Origin of the sequence: Bacillus kexueae, assembly GCF_022809095.1 — a bacterium.
Classification (GTDB): domain Bacteria; phylum Bacillota; class Bacilli; order Bacillales; family Aeribacillaceae; genus Bacillus_BZ; species Bacillus_BZ kexueae.
The window spans coordinates 1-18,580 of the sequence record NZ_JALAZE010000010.1; the positions used below are offsets into that span (position 1 = coordinate 1).

The following is an 18,580-nucleotide window of genomic DNA, read 5'->3' on the forward strand; positions in this document are numbered from 1 at the left end:
CAACTTTATATGGTTCTATTGAGAATTCGATATTGCTATTATATAAGCCATCGTAATATTCTACTTCAATCCAGTGAACGTTCTTTTCAGCTGCCGGCACATTACTACGGTCCTCAACTTTTACTTTCACTGCATCTTCGCGCGATGAGTCACTTGGGCTCCAGCGATTTAACACTAGTTGACCATCTATATATACTTTTATTCCATCATCGGCACGAGTTCTTATAATATATTCACCAGCTTCTAAACGTTTCGCCGTTGTATATTTTGCTGAAAAATTATCCACTGGAACACCGTTCGCTGGGCTGTTTCGCCCATGATCTTCTCTTAATCGCTTTAATTCGCCTTCAGGAGCAATAACTTTTGCTGCCGTTGGTTGACCTTTCACATCCTTATTTGGATAATAATAGGCAATCCAATGGTCAAATGGCACGATATCTGAGAATAAAACCGCACGGCCCGAACCTTCATAATAATGAGTTTTCACGGTATGCGTTCCTTCTTGTACATTTAACCACAATGCTCTATTTATTGTTCCAGAAGATGGAGACCAGCGATCTATAAGCCACTTCCCATCAACCTCTACCTTCACTCCATCATCAGCTAATGTTTGAACAAAGTAGTCACCAGCATTATAAGTACCACTCTGATCGAATATTGCAGTAAAATAATCTGGCGTTATGCTTGAAGAAGGCGCATTGTACCCCCAGTTATAATGCACTCTTTGTTCCTTTCTCACATAACTTTTGTTTTCATCTCTAAAATAATTAAGGGAAATTTTTGATCGTTGCGTTAATTCAAGAACTTCAACCTTTACTTGATGACGGCCTTGATCAATCAAAACCTTTCCGGTACGAGTTTGTCCATCGTTTGGCCCCCATGAATCTATTACAAGCTTATCATCAACCCAAAGTCGAACTCCATCATCAACTTTCACTTCAAAAGTATAGAAGCCAGTCTCAAAATCAATTTCCCTTAAGAACCGTGCTGTGAAATTATCTTTTGAAATTAAAGGATGTGGTGCTCCCCATCCCCAATCAAAATTTAGATTTTGAATCGGTTCGAGAGCATTTTCTCCTCCTAAGATAACTGGTACACCCGAAAGGCTCGTATTTGAATATAACTCTCCAATCCAGCCAGTATCGACAACTTTATATGGTTCTATTGAGAATTCGATATTGCTATTATATAAGCCATCGTAATATTCTACTTCAATCCAGTGAACGTTCTTTTCAGCTGCCGGCACATTACTACGGTCCTCAACTTTTACTTTCACTGCATCTTCGCGCGATGAGTCACTTGGGCTCCAGCGATTTAACACTAGTTGACCATCTATATATACTTTTATTCCATCATCGGCACGAGTTCTTATAATATATTCACCAGCTTCTAAACGTTTCGCCGTTGTATATTTTGCTGAAAAATTATCCACTGGAACACCGTTCGCTGGGCTGTTTCGCCCATGATCTTCTCTTAATCGCTTTAATTCGCCTTCAGGAGCAATAACTTTTGCTGCCGTTGGTTGACCTTTCACATCCTTATTTGGATAATAATAGGCAATCCAATGGTCAAATGGCACGATATCTGAGAATAAAACCGCACGGCCCGAACCTTCATAATAATGAGTTTTCACGGTATGCGTTCCTTCTTGTACATTTAACCACAATGCTCTATTTATTGTTCCAGAAGATGGAGACCAGCGATCTATAAGCCACTTCCCATCAACCTCTACCTTCACTCCATCATCAGCTAATGTTTGAACAAAGTAGTCACCAGCATTATAAGTACCACTCTGATCGAATATTGCAGTGAAATTATCGTTAGGTATTGATGGGGATGGACTACCGTATCCCCAGTTATAGTGGACATTCCTACTTTTTTCTAAGTAAAGATTAGAATTTGCTAGTGAAATATCTGCATTCCCTAATACAAAGGTTGTGAGAGTTACTATGAAAGCAATAATATTCAGTTTTTTGAGGTACAAATCCTAACCAGCCCCCCTCTTATGTAAATAACTTTATTCTACAAATGTATCATATCATAAATTTCGACATGTAAATTTAAATTTTATGTAACATTTTTTACTATTATACTAAAATATGTTATATCCAATCGAAACCTGTTGATCAATGGCTAACTCGTTATTTCTTACCCAAGTATCAACTTTAACAACCAAGAATGTAACAACCGAAAGTGTATCTTCTAGCATTTGGCCTAGAATTTAATACAATAATCGGTTGTAATCTAGCTAACCTGAATAGGTAAGAAATCTTTTCTTCCAATTAACCATTCACCTTCGGCAGAAAGAATGTTTTATTGTTTTAGAGACATCACCCAACCAAATCTAACCTCGTATAAATCTTTTAGATTTTAGGTCACTATGGACACCCCTTAGTAAAGCTACTTATTATTTATCCCATCACATATCGGAAAATTCCTCTTTTTATTACATACATGCCTAGACCCAATAAAAAGAGCATTTGAATTTTAAAGAATTCAAATGCTCTATATATTACTTATATAAATACAGGAAAGCAAAAGTGTCCTCTTTTAAAGGCTCTGTATAAAAATCGATATGATAATCGCCCAATTCATAATGATATTTTCTAATTTTATCGTCATCCAGGCTTTTAATACCGTCAGGATCTCCCACGTGGCTCATTACATCATTTACTTTTAAGTGAATAGGAACCTGAATCGCTGATATTTTACCTGTACTATCTACAATAAAATTAACGTTAAACTTTCTGTACCAATATGATTTTTCACTTTCATATTCAGAAATAAAACTCGGCTCACCATACCTCTTCAATACCTCATTAATATCCATCCCAATAGGGATTGGAACCTTTTTAATAAGACCAAATTTAGCATAAGAAACAAACTCATCATCTAAAACAAGTCTGTTATTTTTTTCTTTTCCAATTAGAAAACTAAGGTATTTAGAAGCTGACAATATTTCACTGTCTTCTAAACTCTTTTGTATTATGTCTTTCTCAAGATTAATTAAGTTAATTAAAGGTGTCGTTCCAACGGTAATTCGAACAATTTTATCATTGTAGATTTCAAATACAATCTTGTATTTTTGTCTAATCAGATAAATCCAAGAAAGATCAGTATTTTCATCAGAAAACTCATAAATGTCCGAGTCCTTGTACAAGTCTATTATTTGATTTTTTGAGCTTCCAACAGATAGTTCATCTTTCACAAGGATTTTTGGACTGCTTGTTGAAATTATATTCAATTTGTTATCTTCATCAAAACCAAGCATTAAATTTTCGTTGTATTCAACCAAATCTTTTTCGTTAAATTCAATTTCCCCTAAGACATCTTTAACATCCTTAATACCCAACCCGAGTTCTATTTCATATATATCATAAATATTTGTAGGAGTTGTCACAAATTGAGAACCTTCGGTTAAATCATGTTCTTCCGAGCAACCATATAAAATGGTCAAAATTAATGAAAAGACTATCAACATCTTTTTCATTTTACCCCGCCGCCTATACTTTACAATTATTTTAGAAGACTTAGACGATAGACTTTAAAGAATATTATATGATAGTAGTTATCTTTGGTCTTCCAATTGAATCATAATAAAATCCCATCTTTTCCATTTGTTTCGGGTCGAAAACATTTCGTCCGTCAATTACAATAGGATTTTTTAATAAGGTCTTCATCTTATCCAAATCAATTTCTTTGATTTCTTTCCAATCTGTAATTATGACAACACCATCTGCTCCATTCAAGACATCATCAATATTTGTCGAGGCATTTAAATCAGGGATGATTTTGCATGCATTTGGAATTGCTATAGGGTCATAAGCGATAATGTCTGCATTTGCCTTTTTCAGTTCATTTATAACTGTTATAGCCGGAGACTCCCTCATATCATCTGTATTAGGCTTAAAGGCTAAACCTAGTATAGCTATTCTTTTATTAATTAATTCCCCGTTAAATGCTTCGTTAATCTTATTTATAATTATATTTCTTTGTTGTACGTTAACCTTAGTTACCGCTTCTAATATAGGTAGGTCGATTCCGTTTTTAATTCCCGTTGCCAAAAGTGCACTAATATCTTTAGGGAAGCATGATCCACCATACCCAATGCCAGCTTTTAAGAAATGAGGACCTATACGACTATCAGTACCCATCCCCTCAGCAATTTTATTTATATCAGCACCAAATTTTTCTGCTAACTTCGCCATTTCGTTAATAAAGCTTATTTTAGTAGCTAAGAAAGAATTTGCAGCGTACTTAATTAACTCAGCCGTAGATACATCTGTCTTAATTATTGTCGTATTAAACCCTTTATGAAGCTCCTCTAAAATCAAAGCTGCTTTTTCAGTTTCCGTACCTATAACAGCTCTTTCCATATTTAAAGTATCATATACAGCAGACCCCTCACGTAAAAATTCAGGGTTTGATGCTATATCAAAATCATATTTCCCGCCAGAAGCTTCATTAACTATTTCCTTTATCTTCAAGTTAGTTCCTAAAGGAACTGTACTTTTCGTAACAATAACTTTATATTCGTTCAAATTTTCCCCAATGGACTTTGCTGCACTAAAAATATAAGACAAATCAGCTTCTCCCGACGGTAAAGGTGGGGTACCAACTGCTATTATTATAATCTCAGCGGATGTGACTGCATACTTAATATCTGTAGTGAAATATAGTTTTCCACTTTTTACATTCTTTTTAACTAAATCAGAAAGGCCTGGTTCATAAATTGGTATTTCACCCATAGTAAGCTTGTTGATTTTTTCTTGGTCTATGTCAACACAAGTCACTTCGTGACCTATTTCACTAAAACACGTTCCAGATACAAGTCCTACATATCCAGTTCCAATCACACTTACTTTCATTATTATGTCTCCTTTTGCATACTATACTAGAGTTCTTAACCAGTTCTTTAAATCCTCCCCAATATCCTCTCTTTGAAGAGCAATCTCTACTGTCGCCTGAACAAAGCCATACTTATTTCCTATATCATATCTTCTTCCATCAAATAGATAAGCGAAGATCTCTTTTTCTTTATTTAAAATTTTCAATGCATCTGTGAGTTGTATTTCATTTCCTTTTCCAGGCTTTAAATTTGTTAAAATCTCAAAGATGTCAGGTGTTAAAACATATCTACCCATTATTGCCATATTAGAAGGCGCTTCCTCAACTGAAGGTTTTTCCACTAAATCTGTCACTTTTACAAAGTTTGAATCATTGGTATACGATTTATCATAATCAATGATTCCGTATTTAGTAACATCTTCACTATTAACCGACTGAACGCCAATGACCGAAGACCCTGTCTGCTCAAATTTATTTATTAATTGACCTAAACAAGGCTTCTCGGAAACAACAATATCATCCCCGAGCATGACTGCAAATGGATCATCACCAATAAACTTTCGAGCACACCATATGGCATGTCCTAATCCCTTTGGTTCTTTTTGTCGGATATAATGAATATCTGCAATATCTGAAATCTGTCTTATTTCATCTAACTCCTGTAACTTCCCTTTATTTTGAAGAGATTCTTCCAATTCCATTGATCTGTCAAAATGATCTTCGATTGCTCTTTTCCCTCTTCCAGTTACAATCAGTATATCCTCAATTCCTGAAGCTACTGCTTCTTCAATAATGTATTGTATTGTTGGTTTATCTACAATTGGAAGCATTTCCTTTGGTTGAGCTTTAGTAGCGGGCAAAAACCTTGTACCTAAGCCAGCAGCAGGAATTACAGCTTTTTTTACCTTTTTCATAAATAACAACTCCTACGATTTTTTTATTGCATTAGTTGCGTACATAATAAAATACCACAAAGAACGTAAAAATGATATTTTCTCAATTTCTCGATACACTTGCCAATTTCTTTTGGCCGCTTTCAGTTTATTGCTAGAAATTGAACCTTTAACTTTCCGGTAATATGCTAATTCTTCTTGTAAACCATATGCTTTATATCCTCTTTTGAGTATATCTAACCAAAGTACAAAGTCTTGTCTTGTTCTAATATTAACCATTTCAAAGTGACCTATTTTCTCTTTATCAAGAACAACCGTTAAACAACCAATAATAGTATTCTTTAATAAACCTTCATAGTCGATTTCTTTAGGTACCTTGACGACCTTCCCAGTATCGTAACTATCCTCTGTAATAATACGGTAGTTTGTAAAAGTGAATGCATATTGGTTTTGCAACATGAACTCAATTTGTTTTTCAAGCTTTTCATTGTGCCATTTATCGTCACTATCAAGAAAAGCAACAAACCTACCTTCAGCCGCCTTTATTGCTGTATTACGAGCAACTGCAGCTCCACTATTCTCCTTTAGTTTTATCAACTTTATTCTGGAATCTTCCTTACTATACTTCTCAATTATTTCAACACTATTATCAGTAGATACATCATCTACTAATAACAACTCCCAATTTTGATATGTCTGATTTTGAACAGAAAGTATTGTTTCCTCCAGAAATTTTTCTGCATTATAAACTGGCGTAATGATTGACACTAAATGTTCTTCCATCTTTTGCATAATACCTCTCCTAAGATTAATGCTCTTTCAACCTGTTTCCCATTTCTACTAGGAGGACTAAAATTATCATTAACCCCCAGAACCTCGGTGTAACAAAATCCCCTCTATAGAGAGAAGTGATGACCAAATGTATAAAGAGGATATTTGCTATAAAAAAGTACCTATTGATATTTCTTCTTTTAAAAAGAAAGAATAAGTAGTAGGTTATAAAAATTAACAAAAATAAAAAACCAAATATTCCGTGTTCAAAAATCAAATCTACGAACATGTTATTAGAAGTTGTAGATACAGGTGCTGTATTAGGAAGTATTTTAGTTAATGAAAGAAATTCGTAAGAGCCTGGCCCATATCCAAAAACAGCACTTATTATAGAATGATCAAAAATCCATACAAACGGCATGACATACATATACATTCGACTGTGATGTTCAATATCAAATATCGTGTCCAACCTTCCAATTACCGGTTGAGCAAATTTGATAAATACATCACTTTTTATTAGCACGACGGTCATTCCAATCCCCATTATAACTAACAATCCTAAAAGCAGCTTTCTTTTATATTTAAAATTGGATAACAAAATTAAAGCAATGAATACAAATAAAATTAAAGCTAAGTTAGCGTAGCCACTTACAGAAAATGAAAACAACAGAACTGTTAAAGCAGGAACAAACACAAATAACAAATAGCGCTTTAAACTAGCAAAGACTAATGAACCTAAAATAATTAAATCCAACATGAAGGGGACTAAATAACTAGGTTCGTCAGCAAATGATGTTAGCCTAAAGTTAAAAAGGACGTCATCAGAAACACTATGGACATAAGACCGCGTGTTCAAGTTAAACATAGGAACATCAAATAAAAAATAAGAAAGCTGCCATATTCCCACAATAACCATTATTAAAAGGGACCACACATACGTTTTAATAATGGCTCCAATCTGATTATCTGTTAGTGTATTTCTAATTTGGATAATAAAATACACTATAAAGAAAAAGATACTATAATTCACAACACGAGAAGTTAGAGAACCTTTAAAATATTCCACATACTCTACAGAGCTTAGCAAAGACAAATTATAAAACGAAGAAAATGTCGCTGACAAAACAGGAAAATAAAAGAAAAACAACAATACCTTATGATGAAATTCCATGTTTTTTACAGCTGTTTTATTGAACAAGATAAATAATACTGCCGAACCTGAAACTATCATCGAAATCATTACGGATGTAGGAACAGGCAGTATTTTTTGATACATGGTTGATACTGAATACGGAATTAATGCAAAAAAAATTAAAATTAAAATATAAAAGATATTTACATTCTTTTCTCGAATATAGTTGATCATACTACTGTCACCTAATTATCGTTTATGGTTTGAATTTTAAAGACTTTATCGAAGCATAAAACAACCCTTTTATCGGATTTTCAATTACACTATTCTTCTTCAATACAAAGGCAATAGTAAGAATTAGCGCAACAGGAGGGGAGAATATTCTTCTGAACAGAGCCCCTTTACCAATTATCTGATTGTCATTCATCTTGATTTGCGCTAGACTTTTCTTTTTGTGATAAACAACAATTTCAGGTACATAATTAATTTGGTAGCCCTTTTTAAATAAATCAGTTAGGAAAATATTTTCTTCACCTGATGGATAAATCCCACCTACTCCAAACCTTTCGTCAAAAGACACATGTTTTCTGTCTATTTTATTCAGATTAATAAAAATCTCTATTGACGAAACATTAAACAATCTCATGATACTATCTATTTGTTCTTCTCTATCCCCATAATCTTTGTAATATTGTTCACATAATGGGTCAAAAATTTGAAAGCACATGGCTCCTGCATCTTCTCTCCTAATCCGTTCCACTATATTGGCAAAAGCTTCGGGAGGATACCAGCAATCGTCATCGGAGAATGTAACGATATCCCCTTTTACATACTTCATTCCTTCATTTCTGGCAATAGATAGCCCTTTTTTATTCATTCTAACATGATTGCATTTTTCTTTTATCGGGACTCCCGAAATAATCTCGTCAACTACCTCGTGATTATCTTGTGAAACAATTATTAACTCGTAATTATCATAAGACTGTCCTTCAATTGATTTAAGTAATCTATGTAATTCCTCTTCTCTTGTACCAAGTGTAGGTATTATTAAACTTAACAAAATTATCAACCTCACCACATAAAATTCAACTATAATATTATATCAAAGTTGAAATTATTAATACATATCGATTTCAAATTCTTTCCTACCATTTACCTGCCAACTATTTTATTGTATGCTTTTTATTGATTTACAAGTTTTATATTAAACAGTTAGGTTGGTGCACTTAATTGAAGAAAAATTCAATACTAAGTAATGCAATATATTTATTTTTAAGCAATGTATTTGTAAGATTTTTTACAGCAGCTTCCACCATACTTATCGCACGATATTTAGGTGCTGAAGACTATGGAATATTAAGTGTCGCTTTGGCATATGCATCTGTCGCTGCTTATTTTACTGACCTTGGTTTAACACATACTTTAATTAGGGAAGGATCGAAACCCAAAAGCTCATTGCCCGTTTTAATGAGTAGTTTTTTTAGAATTAGATTAGTGTTATCATTACTTACAATTTTTATTTCAGTAGGAATAATACATATCATTTACCATGATAGTTCAATTAAGAATATTTTGTTAATCGTATTAATTCCAACTATTTTCGGAGCAGCCCTTCAAGGGGTAGGGGCAGCCTATTATCAAGTAACGGAGAGAATGCACTTAACCGCAATAATTAGAACAGTTTCTGGCCTTTTATCGGCCACTTCTCTCCTTTTGGGAATGTTCTTGAAATGGCCACTAGTATATATCGCACCTGTATATGGACTAGCAAATGTAATTGGTGGAATATTAAGCTTAGTTATCGTGATGAAAAGTATCAATATATTTAAAGGGTGGGATAATAAACTACTTAATGGACTTGGAACATTTACGATTAGTGGTTTTACCATTATGTTACTACCACAAATTGGACCAATAATTTTGGAAAGAGTAGCAGGATTAGAAGAAGCGGGTTATTTTGCTGCAGCTTATCGCCTCCCTGCGGTCCTTTATCAAATTCCAGGAGTAATCGCTGCCGCATTTTATCCAGTCCTTTTTAAATACGCTAATGCAAACAAAATTGATGAGCACTATAAATTAAGTCAAAAACAAATTAAGATAATGACCTTTCTTGGAATTGCGATGTCTATTCCTTTCTTATTTCATGCCGAATGGTGGATTCAATTCCTTTTTGGAGAGGAATGGTTAAGCGCTTCATCGACTTTGTTTATACTTGCATTAATGGTGATACTACAATCAATCAATTATCCTCTAGCTGACGCCATCACAACTAGGGGGATGCAACATTATAGAACATTTATTCAGTTAATCGCTTTATGTATCGGCGTATTTTTGTATATTCTTTTAGGAAAAAATTTCGGAAGCATTGGGGGAGCAATCTCCGCAGTTTCACTAGAAATTCTTCTACTTATTGGATTTATGATTGTTTACAAAAAGGGGTTAATGCTATTTTTGAATGGAGTTTTAATTAACTGTCTTTCTTTTATAGTTGTTGTATTGATTAACTTCATCTTAAAGGGACATCTTCACCCTTTAGTTAATAGTCTTACTTTAGTCCTGTTATATACTTTTTTAACAATCGTACTTGATCGCCAACTTCGTTTAGAACTTTTAAAACTCATTCGGACGAAATTTATTAAAGGAAAGTGATTCTAATGAAATTTTCTGTAATTATTCCTACTTACAATGTTGAAAAATATATTGTCTCTTGTATACAATCCGTACTCGATCAAACAATGAATGATCTGGAAATTATTGTGGTTGATGATTGCTCTTCAGATAAAACCTTAGAAATTGTCATGAACTTAGCTAAACAAGATTCTAGAATTTCCTTTTACAAGAATGACAAAAATTCAGGCCCTTCTGTCTCTAGAAATAAAGGAATTGAATTAGCAAAAGGTGAATATATCGCTTTTTTAGATAGTGATGATTGGTGGGATAAAAACCGTTTAGCCAATATGTATAAAGAAGCAAAACGCTACAATGCTGACATGATATGTGATGATCAATTATTAATTAATGATAATGATACAGACCCTTGGGGAACCATTTTCAAAAACGGAAATATTTTAATTCATAAAGCAACACCTTTTAATGCTGAAGAGTTTATTATAAAAGACATCGGTTTAAAACCAATTTTCAAGAAAGAATTTATTGATACAAAAAAAATTAAATTTAACGAGAACCTACGTTACGGAGAAGATTACCTATTTTTCCTAGATTGTTTAACTAATGGTGCGAAAGCCATTTTACTTCCAGAAGCCTACTATTATTACAGAGCACGTGAAGGATCTTTAGTAACTAATCAACTGAAACTATATAAACAAACATTCGAAACTACTGAAGATTTGTTGAAGGATCCTTCTTATAGCTCTGTACATGATGCTTTATTAATAAGAAGAAAGCGAATTAAGGAAGCTCTTAAATACTACATGATAATGCAACCAATCAAAGATGGGGAGTATTTAAGTGGAATGATTGAACTTATAAAATCACCCCAAACCATTTTTATATTCTTAAAAAGATTTCCAAAGATCGTTAACAACCGAGTGCTACGAAAATTGAAAGGGAATGAATAAAGTGATTGACCAATCAAAAAAACACATTTCATTTTTACTTAATAATTTTGAAGAAGGGGGGGTTGAAAGAATTTTCATTAACTTAGCTACAGAATTAAGTACCAGGGGATATACCGTTTCATTTATTTGTTTTAAAAAGAACGGAGGTTTTCTCGATCAAGTCCCTTCTAATATCCAAATAATAGAACTTAATGTTAAAAGAGCAATTAGTAGTATTCCAAAATTAATTTATACACTGAATAAAGAAAAGGTAGACGTCCTTATTTCTGCCAAGCATTATATTAACATTGTAGCTGCACTAGCAAACAAACTTTCATTTCATAATACAAAATTAATCTTATCGGGTCATGGTATGTATCATAGAAAAAAAATAGACCCATTACCAACGCTGATGAAAATGTTTTATCCTACAGCTGATGCTATTATTGCTGTCTCTAAAGGTGTAGCCGAAGACATTTCTAAAATAACAAATATACCCATGAGTATGATTGACGTAATATATAACCCGGTTATTACAAACCATTTCATAGAAAAAGCCTCTAACACCAGTGATTTAAAAGTTGGATCAAAAGAAAAATTAATTGTTTCTGTTGGAAGGCTTTCTGAAGAAAAAGATTATAAAACGCTAATTATGGCATTCAAAACAGTCGTTGAAAAAGTACCTTCAAAATTAATTATTGTTGGCGAAGGTCCACAGCGAAGAGAGCTAGAGAAGCTAATAACAGAATTAAATTTACAGAAGCATGTAGAACTCCCTGGTTTTAAAGAAAACCCTTATGATTATATGAAAAAGTGTGATTTGTTTGTTCTTTCATCAAAAACAGAAGGTTTACCCACTGTTTTAATTGAGGCTCTATTTTTTAGAAAGAAAATTATCTCAACAGATTGTCCTAGTGGACCTCGAGAAATTTTAGAAGGTGGCAAGTTAGGAACCTTGACACCTGTAGGTGACTATAAATTTTTATCAAACGCAATGCTAGAGGCATTAACAAATACAACTTCGGATATTAAATCGGACTTAAGAGAGAAGGCATTTGAATTCTCAACAGAAAAAACAGTTTATGAATATGAAAAATTAATTAACTCTCTCTGAGGTGAACGAAATGAAACGAGCAGCAATTATTCAAGTCGTATTTCTGATGTTTCTAATCTCTGGATGCGGTAACGATGTGTTAAAATTCAGAAATGTTCTAGAAGCTGATCAATATATAAGAAATAATGCTCAGAGTTTAGATTGGGATGTTTTTAAAACGCTTCTCACATCAGACTCTCCATTATCCACAGATAAATTTCACAAATTAAAGAGTATTCCTTTCAAAGAAATTAGTACTTCTCATGTCGTAGTTGATAATAAACTATACAGATTTAGTAGTGGTAAGGAATTAATCTATGTTTCTGAGTGGGTTGAAGATGATGGTACACTGAAGCTATACGATATAAATTATCTAGAAGAGTAGCTTTCACAAGTAATCTAAAGAAGGATGAGCGTTCATGAATAAAAGAAAACATATTCTCGTTCCATTAATTTCAATATTTATTATTATCTTTGTTATTGTTTGTATATATTTATTAAACTTATGGTATCAAGCAACTTCAACTGTCGAAAATATTCAAGAAGACATTGGACGAGATAAATCAGATAAACGTGAAGAAGAAGTTGTATTTGAGAAGCGTGACCCAATCTCAATTCTATTAATGGGCGTCGATGAAAGAAAAGGGGATAAAGGTCGATCCGACTCACTTATTCTTATGACCATTAACCCTAATCAGGAATCAATTGAAATGTTAAGTATCCCTCGAGATACACGTACAGAAATTGTTGGAAAAGGAATTCAAGACAAAATTAATCACGCCTACGCATTTGGCGGAACGGAAATGGCTATAAACACTGTCGAAAACTTTTTAGATGTTCCCGTTGATTATTTTGTTAAAGTGAACATGGAAAGTTTCAAAGATATTGTTGATGCTGTAGGTGGAGTAACTGTTCAAAACGAATTTACTTTCACATACTCGGGGTATACCTTTGAAGAAGGAACGATTAACCTTAGCGGCGAAGAGGCCCTTGCCTATTCTCGCATGAGATATGAAGACCCAAGAGGAGACTTCGGTCGCCAAGATCGCCAAAGACAAATCATCCAAGGAGTCATTGAAAAAGGTGCAAGCATCTCATCCATCACAAAGTTCGGCGATATGTTTAAAATTGTAGAGGACAATGTTAAAACCAATTTAACTTTTGATGAAATGTGGGAAATCCAAGAAAACTATAAGGCCGCTATCAACTCTGTTACTCAGCATCAAGTAAAAGGTTCCGGAACGATGATTAATGGTATTTATTATTATGTCGTTCCAGAAGAAGAGCGACTTGCACTATCTAATAGCTTAAAAGAACATTTAGAAATTTCATCTACCACTGCTAGTAACCAGTAGAGAGACACCTCTACTGGTTTTTTCATTAGGTTTCACTCAATAATCCTTTTACAAATAATCGCAGTACTTCTTCACGGTTAAATGATTGGAATGATTCAGGTTGTATGTATTTCAACTTGATTGGCATGTAATAGTATTGACCTTCCTCAATTTTATCTATCGGCATTTTAACAATTGTATCTTCTTTTGTAATTCCTTGAGCCGCTTCAACATACTTTGATTCCTGAAGCCCTAACTGAATAGGTTGCTTTTTAATTCTTCCATTTTCTAAAACAAATACGATGTCTTGATCTTCTGATTCTTGTACAGAGGAGATTGGGATAGCCAACACATCTTGTTTCTCTTCAAGATAAATGGACAATGTTGAATGAAATCCTTCATAGATTTTCTCATTCTCTTCCAACAGCTCTACATATATGGAGTATGTACTGTCACCTTCAATCTTTTCTGGTGTGCGCTCAATTTTTGTTAATACCCCTTCAAACAAATGTCCATTTAGAGCTTTTACAGACACTTGTGTCTTCATCCCTTCTTCTACTTTTGTTATGTTATTTTCTGTTAAACTACCTTTCACCCATAATGGACCTACGCCTTTTATGGTTAAAACGGGTTCACCATCGTTCGTTGCTAATTGATTTTCAAATGTGACTATTCCATTTCCTTTGCTTTTTACCACTAAGTCCTCTTTTATAAGGTAGTTTTCTTCTAACTTTTTATTGATGTCTAGTAATCGATTGGCTACTTGTTGTTCTTCAATTACTTTTTGGGTTAAAGCGTTTTGAAAATCTAGTTTTTCAAGTATGTAAGTTAGCTCTTGTTCCTCTTCTAGTGAAATAGCAGAAATGTTAGATTCTAGTTCTAACATTTCTGCTTGCACTTGTGACAAAGTCGTTTCAAGCTCCTCCTTTTGCTTTTCAAGAAACTCGATTTCTCCCTCTAACTTATCATTATGGTATTCGATTAAAGGTTCTTCTTCCTCAACCAAATCTCCTTCTTGTACTACTAGAGTATAAGAGTCACCCTTTTGTCTATTAAACGGGATGTAATAAGTGTATGACGGAACAACAACCCCATCTGTCTCCAACGTCTTTTTCAAATCCTTCTTTTCAGGATTTACAACACTTGTTATCATGACTGACTTAGTTATAAAACCTTCATCACTTACAATCCAAACATTTGCTAGCAGTAATCCTAGCATGCCAATCGCGATAAGTATTCGTATTATTTTTGTTTTCATCTCCCCACCCCTTCCTTACAGAACAATGTCTATCTCCTTAGCTAACGAAGAAAAAATTGCATCCATTGATAGAAAGAAGAAAAAAAGTAAAACGAGAAAAGATATCACTTTCCATCGTTGAAGCTCTGCGCTTACTTTAAATACTTTATATTGATGAAAAATAGCCCATGCATGAAAAATGGTTAGTTTACTTCCCAAAACAAGGAGTAAAGGATGTTCAACATACATATGTAGAATTGGGGACATGCTAAAAACATTCCAACTAAATGGTATCCCCCAAACATAATATATAGTCGTCGACAAAATTCTCTCGCCCAATAGGATGGTTATAGAATAAAGTTGAACCACCATTATTTTCTTATAAGAAAAATCATCTATAAAAATCATCAATGCTAACGAAAAAATCATAACCATAAAAAATGGCTTTAATAGATTACTAGCAGCAACTCCTGCCACCATAATAATCTTCGCACTCTCAATTATTTCTTTATCTACCGAACCCCATTCTTCCATTAACTCTTCTGTTCCCATCCCAATGTATCCTTGAATCAAGCCTAAGGTAAGATATATGAGAAGAATAATACTAAATCGCCACCAAAACCCTTTTATACTCGAACATCTATTCAAATGGACAAAAAACTTGGATGGGTGAAACAGACCTTTAAATAATCGGATGGAAAAAATCATACATGCGCCTCCTAAATCACGCCAAAATGGAACATTTCCCGGAAAATTTCTACATATAATGTTCGATTATATCCGAAAGCTTTCAAAAATTTTGTCGAAATAGAGCAGTTATCATTAGGTTTGAAGGTATAAGCAAAAAGACACATTACACGAATTGTAATGTGCCTTTTTGCTTACTCCTGGATAAAGTAATCAATAAAGTATTTCGCCCATACTTGGTGGCCGACTTTTGTTGGACGATCTTTTTCTTCTTCAAGATAAAGGGCATCGTCTTGTTCTGTCCAAGCTTCCCAATGGTTTAGGAAACGTTCATTTTGTTCATGGGCATAGTTTTCAAACGCTTCGACATCCCTCGGATAATAAGTAGCCGTAAAGATTGGGTATGATGGAAGGAAGTATACTGTAACTTCTGGTTGAGCGTCTCTTACTTCTTCCACGATTGTTTCGATATTGGCAATTGTATTATCTACCCCAACAATGCCATTATCTTTTAATAGGAAAGCTTCTAGTAATAGAATATCAGGCGCAAGGTCTACTACTTTTTCATATAGTCCTTCTTGTACAACATCTGTGGTCGTTTTTTCTTCTTCACTAAAAACGTGAACGTCAAACAAATCTCCATATGCCTCGGACAGTTTATTTTCTAGTAAATCCGTCCAACTACCATCTTCTAATGCAACATCCTCTGAACCATAAATAACGACTTTCAACGTTTCGTTATTTTGGATAGCTTCTTTTGCTTTGTCTTGTAATTCAACAGGTAATGTATAAATAATATCATATGATTCCTGTGTCACAGCTTCATCGTATGGTTCTTCTTCATTTTGCGTTATACTGTTCGCCTCGGCATGGTTCGTAATGTTGTTGTTCCAATAGTACTCGCCAAGTACGATTACACCAACCATTGCTATACAGCACAGCGCAGCAAGCAATTTTTGCACATTATCCCCCCCTTAATTTCGGTTCATTTAAAAGTATGATAGAGAAATCGACAAACATGTGTTTATAAGAACCTATGTTAAAGTGTCTCGTAAAAATTATATCGAAAATTAGCAAATATTGTCCATTGACTTCATGAAGATTAACACAATTTATACATAATTTTCATTTTTTAATATGGAACAATTCTTGACTTCTATCCTGATAGTCTAGTTGAATGATTGAAACAAAAAAACTGCCGAGTGTTCTCGACAGTTACAATACCTCTTATAATGTGTACTTCTACCATTCAGAATCATCCTCTTTAGAATTATCGTTAGTGTCTTCATAGGATGAATGATCTTCGGCAATATAAGGTCTTGTCCCTAACTTGTCCTGCCACGTTCCGAAGCTATAGAGTAAGTCAGTAGCGTTTTTGAATAGTTGAGCAAGTTGTTTTGGGGACTTTTCGATAAGAATCTTCTTACCATTGACTAAAACGATCACACACCCACGCTCATGAGGAGTTATTTGTTTGACACCTCGTTGAGAAAACCAATAGCAATCCTCCGCTTCGATCGACTTAGACGGAAAAAAGCACAGTTTAAAATACGCTGAAATACATACCGGTGTATGTTGTTGTAAAAGAACTTCTCTGGCTGCTGCTAGTTTTTCCTTTAACGTGTAGCCATGAAAATGGCAATTATCCAATATAATTCTCTTTGGCGACTTACGAATTTGAAAATGACGATTTCGTTCAATAACAATTGTAAATAGATCGCCGTCTTCATTGAAATATGGTAAAAGCGCTAGGCTGTCAGCATGAATGATATATTTGTCCTTAACCTTCAACGTCGCGTCCTCCTCACTTTTTTCATCACACAAGTAAAAAACAAGGATGCAGCGGGTTTTCACCCCCAACTAGCTTAAAGAATTTCGTAATGGCGAAAACCGTAGAAGAAGTAATATACGTGTCGAATTCATTATAAAGGAATATCACTTACAATTCTGTTAATTTTTTGTAAACTAATAGAACTTTTTTACTCTTTGAATTCCCATAATAGCTTCAATTTCCCACCTTCTTCTACAACAAAAACGTCTTGTGTTATCATAAATACACCAAATTTACTATGAAATAGCAGTTCTACCGTTACCTTTGTTACATCGGTAAACGTAGGTCCACCTTTCGACATACTCCATTCTTTCACATTCTCTTCCGCAACGATTTCAAACGAATAGGTCGTAACGCCAAAGTGGCTCATGTATATATGAGAACGCTCTGTTACGTAAGCATTTTTTGAAAATTTCCCCTTCATCTCTTCATGAAATAAATCCCATGAACTACCGAAATCCCCCTGCTGTTCGAACGAATAGAAACGTTCCACTAGCATCATAGGGGTTTCTGCATTTCCTCTAAGAAACAACGTAGTAAAAATAAGGCCAATTAAAATGAAGATCCCCACCAATACGAACGGAATTTTTGAATTTCTTTTCCTCACCTTTGAACACGTCCTTTTTTGAGGGATAGTTCATTTTATGGACAGAATGGGTTGATTATTAATGAAGATATTCAGTTTTGAAAAATTCATCTTGGCATATACATGAGGAGAAGGGAGGTATGAATATGGAGTTTCTTAGTCTTCTTCTTTCCGTTGCGATTTGTCTTTATTTAGTGTTAGATGCTCCGAAGTATAATAAAAACCCTTGGCTTTGGGGCATACTCGGTTTCATTTTCGGCCTTATTACATTAGGAATCTATTTTATCCAAACGGACAGGAAGTCTACAGGGTGGGTTATCTTGATTATTTCCATTTTGTATTGGATCTTCATGAGCTTTGTGATGATTAGTTTAGTGACACTGTACTCGTTTTATTAGGCTGCTGCTATTCAAATAAAGAAGCATATCAAGAACCCATTTATACTTGATTTGCTACCACATCTCTTCGCAAATAAAAAAGCGGATGAAGAGAAACAATTGTTTACACTTCTTCCGCTTTGCTATGAATATTCTTTAGTTAAGATTTGCAAAACATACCCTTCGAAAGGTCTGTCTAGTTTCGGCTCCTAGCGTCTAGCGAACTGACGA

Annotated in this window: 18 protein-coding genes; 6 read left to right on the top strand and 12 right to left on the bottom strand. The window is 34.1% G+C overall.

The window, feature by feature from the left end:
- The 7 genes from ML543_RS14310 to ML543_RS14340 form a co-directional block, all read right to left on the bottom strand.
- The coding region (locus ML543_RS14310; protein WP_243388114.1) for a PA14 domain-containing protein at positions 1 to 1,984 on the bottom strand (1,984 nt) is incomplete at its 3' end.
- Between the two features lie 528 nt (positions 1,985 to 2,512).
- On the bottom strand, positions 2,513 to 3,490 hold the full coding sequence (locus ML543_RS14315; RefSeq protein WP_243388115.1) for a hypothetical protein: 978 nt from the start codon (positions 3,488 to 3,490) through the stop codon (positions 2,513 to 2,515).
- A 64-nt stretch (positions 3,491 to 3,554) separates the two neighbouring features.
- The gene (locus tag ML543_RS14320; RefSeq protein ID WP_243388116.1) at positions 3,555 to 4,868 is read right to left on the bottom strand and encodes a UDP-glucose dehydrogenase family protein; all 1,314 of its coding nucleotides are present in this window, start codon (positions 4,866 to 4,868) and stop codon (positions 3,555 to 3,557) included.
- 21 nt (positions 4,869 to 4,889) lie between these two features.
- Positions 4,890 to 5,762: a UTP--glucose-1-phosphate uridylyltransferase GalU gene (gene galU / locus ML543_RS14325; protein ID WP_243388117.1), complete on the bottom strand. Its 873-nt coding sequence runs from the start codon at positions 5,760 to 5,762 to the stop codon at positions 4,890 to 4,892.
- A gap of 12 nt (positions 5,763 to 5,774) precedes the next feature.
- Positions 5,775 to 6,533: a glycosyltransferase family 2 protein gene (locus ML543_RS14330; protein ID WP_243388118.1), complete on the bottom strand. Its 759-nt coding sequence runs from the start codon at positions 6,531 to 6,533 to the stop codon at positions 5,775 to 5,777.
- A 16-nt stretch (positions 6,534 to 6,549) separates the two neighbouring features.
- Entirely contained in the window at positions 6,550 to 7,881 is a 1,332-nt protein-coding gene (locus tag ML543_RS14335) for an O-antigen ligase family protein (protein ID WP_243388119.1), read from the bottom strand.
- 22 nt (positions 7,882 to 7,903) lie between these two features.
- A complete protein-coding gene (locus tag ML543_RS14340; protein WP_243388120.1) occupies positions 7,904 to 8,707 on the bottom strand; it encodes a glycosyltransferase family 2 protein in 804 nt (267 codons plus the stop codon).
- Between the two features lie 170 nt (positions 8,708 to 8,877).
- Between ML543_RS14340 and ML543_RS14345 the strand changes: the two genes are divergently transcribed.
- From ML543_RS14345 to tagU, 5 genes are read left to right on the top strand one after another with little or no spacing between them, the layout of a single operon-like run.
- A complete protein-coding gene (locus ML543_RS14345) occupies positions 8,878 to 10,296 on the top strand; it encodes a flippase (RefSeq protein ID WP_243388121.1) in 1,419 nt (472 codons plus the stop codon).
- Positions 10,297 to 10,301: 5 nt separating this feature from the next.
- Entirely contained in the window at positions 10,302 to 11,225 is a 924-nt protein-coding gene (locus tag ML543_RS14350; RefSeq protein WP_243388122.1) for a glycosyltransferase family 2 protein, read from the top strand.
- A complete protein-coding gene (locus tag ML543_RS14355; RefSeq protein ID WP_243388123.1) occupies positions 11,218 to 12,318 on the top strand; it encodes a glycosyltransferase in 1,101 nt (366 codons plus the stop codon). The genes ML543_RS14350 and ML543_RS14355 overlap by 8 nt, the downstream gene beginning before the upstream one ends.
- A gap of 10 nt (positions 12,319 to 12,328) precedes the next feature.
- The gene (locus ML543_RS14360; protein ID WP_243388124.1) at positions 12,329 to 12,682 is read left to right on the top strand and encodes a hypothetical protein; all 354 of its coding nucleotides are present in this window, start codon (positions 12,329 to 12,331) and stop codon (positions 12,680 to 12,682) included.
- Between the two features lie 34 nt (positions 12,683 to 12,716).
- Entirely contained in the window at positions 12,717 to 13,652 is a 936-nt protein-coding gene (gene tagU, locus ML543_RS14365) for a polyisoprenyl-teichoic acid--peptidoglycan teichoic acid transferase TagU (protein WP_243388125.1), read from the top strand.
- A gap of 25 nt (positions 13,653 to 13,677) precedes the next feature.
- On the opposite strand, the gene ML543_RS14370 is transcribed toward tagU, so the two are convergent.
- The 5 genes from ML543_RS14370 to ML543_RS14390 form a co-directional block, all read right to left on the bottom strand.
- On the bottom strand, positions 13,678 to 14,889 hold the full coding sequence (locus tag ML543_RS14370) for an efflux RND transporter periplasmic adaptor subunit (protein WP_243388126.1): 1,212 nt from the start codon (positions 14,887 to 14,889) through the stop codon (positions 13,678 to 13,680).
- 15 nt (positions 14,890 to 14,904) lie between these two features.
- A complete protein-coding gene (locus tag ML543_RS14375) occupies positions 14,905 to 15,576 on the bottom strand; it encodes a hypothetical protein (RefSeq protein WP_243388127.1) in 672 nt (223 codons plus the stop codon).
- Between the two features lie 173 nt (positions 15,577 to 15,749).
- Positions 15,750 to 16,517, bottom strand: coding sequence for an SGNH/GDSL hydrolase family protein (locus tag ML543_RS14380; RefSeq protein ID WP_243388128.1), 768 nt, complete (start codon positions 16,515 to 16,517; stop codon positions 15,750 to 15,752).
- Between the two features lie 280 nt (positions 16,518 to 16,797).
- Positions 16,798 to 17,346 carry a competence protein ComK gene (locus tag ML543_RS14385; protein WP_243388129.1) on the bottom strand — a complete coding sequence of 183 codons (549 nt, stop codon included), beginning with the start codon at positions 17,344 to 17,346 and terminating at the stop codon, positions 16,798 to 16,800.
- Between the two features lie 188 nt (positions 17,347 to 17,534).
- Positions 17,535 to 17,993 carry a hypothetical protein gene (locus tag ML543_RS14390; protein WP_243388130.1) on the bottom strand — a complete coding sequence of 153 codons (459 nt, stop codon included), beginning with the start codon at positions 17,991 to 17,993 and terminating at the stop codon, positions 17,535 to 17,537.
- A gap of 119 nt (positions 17,994 to 18,112) precedes the next feature.
- Between ML543_RS14390 and ML543_RS14395 the strand changes: the two genes are divergently transcribed.
- Complete coding sequence (locus tag ML543_RS14395) at positions 18,113 to 18,370, top strand: hypothetical protein (RefSeq protein WP_243388131.1); 258 nt, start codon at positions 18,113 to 18,115, stop codon at positions 18,368 to 18,370.
- Positions 18,371 to 18,580: the final 210 nt, after the last annotated feature.